This is a genomic window from Actinomyces sp. ICM58, assembly GCF_000283035.1.
In the GTDB taxonomy this organism is placed as follows: domain Bacteria; phylum Actinomycetota; class Actinomycetes; order Actinomycetales; family Actinomycetaceae; genus Pauljensenia.
Genome location: NZ_ALIY01000042.1, coordinates 1 through 1,281, shown reverse-complemented (window position 1 = coordinate 1,281; position 1,281 = coordinate 1). Strand labels below are relative to the sequence as shown.

At 59.6% G+C, this 1,281-nt stretch carries 1 protein-coding gene; it reads right to left on the bottom strand.

The genetic code is table 11. The annotated features are described in order from the left end of the window. A partial coding sequence (locus tag HMPREF1138_RS01790; protein ID WP_009055866.1) for a hypothetical protein occupies window positions 1-1,014 on the bottom strand: 1,014 nt, incomplete at its 3' end. Window positions 1,015-1,281: the final 267 nt, after the last annotated feature.

Sequence of the window (1,281 nt, the reverse complement as noted above, 5' to 3'; positions counted from 1 at the left end):
CAGCGCAGCACCGGGCGTCATGCCGGCAATGCCGCCGTAACCGCCACCGCGACCGAGGAAGCCACCGGCCGCACCCGCAGCCGACCCGGCGACGAGCGTACCGCCCACGATCCGAGCCGCCCCGCCGCTCGACGGAGGCACAGCACGCCAAGCGGGATCATCAATATTGAGCACATCGGCCGGCATATGGCCGCCAACCGGCCCGTTGGGCGTCATGCGCGCGTTCACCAAGGTCTTGGTCAGATCAATGTCAGGAAGGTCCTTGGGATCAGAAATCGGATGAGTGATACTGCCGGGTTCGTCCCCAGTCGGCCGTATCCAGCTGTGTCCACCAGAATCGGTGCCAGTCACAGACGGGATACTTCCCCCACCGCCAGTGTCGGGCGTCGGAGGCCAGGGCCTCTTCCGTTGGCGTGGATTCGGCTGCGGATCGGGGTCTGGAACAGGGTCAGGGTCCGGATCGGGCTTCTCCACGGGCTCATGGATTTTATCGGCGTGATCCTGCCCGGCCGCGTTCAGACCGTCGAGGATCCTCTTTGATTCGTCTTCACGCTTCTGGTTGCGTTGCTCAGCTAGCTGAACGAGGTACAGTCCCACGTCCACTTCGACCGCAACCTTTTGAATCGGATTGGTCACCAGCGTGACGGTGCTATTTCTCTTCTCGCTAGCGTCCACTTCGCTAACGAGCTGGTCGCTCATCTTCCCGCCGTCTTCATACAGGCTGGCCATTTCAGCTCGCAGCTTCTCGTGGCGCTCCTTTGTCACCTTGATCAAGTCCATGCGCTTGCTCGTGTCAGTACTGAACGAATTCATCCACTGATCCGCACCCAACTTCGTCTCAGACTGACCAACACTCACGTCCTGAATCAGAGCGTCCGACAGGGCCTTCACAGCGTCGACACTGTCGCGAATATCAGTCGATATAGTCTGCTCTTGAGCATCCTCAAAGCCTTCAGGCTTAACTGACGAATTGATCAAAGCCTTCAGGCGATCGTAATTCGGCGATGAAACCACGGTTAAACCTCACATACAGTCAATAACGCTCGTATACGAGCGTGGGAACCGCACGCGGTGCGTGCAGCTCCCACCAGACAACCACCGCGGGGAGGGGACACGCCCCTCCCCGCAGCGATCACACACTCACTCAGCCACCAAAACCAGCAGCGTTACGCGAATCCGTCGCCTCAGCAGACTGACGAGCCTCAGACACAGCAGCCGACACACTCTGCAGGATCTCCACGATCCCGTTCATGCCATCAGTCCACTTCGCCTTAGACACCT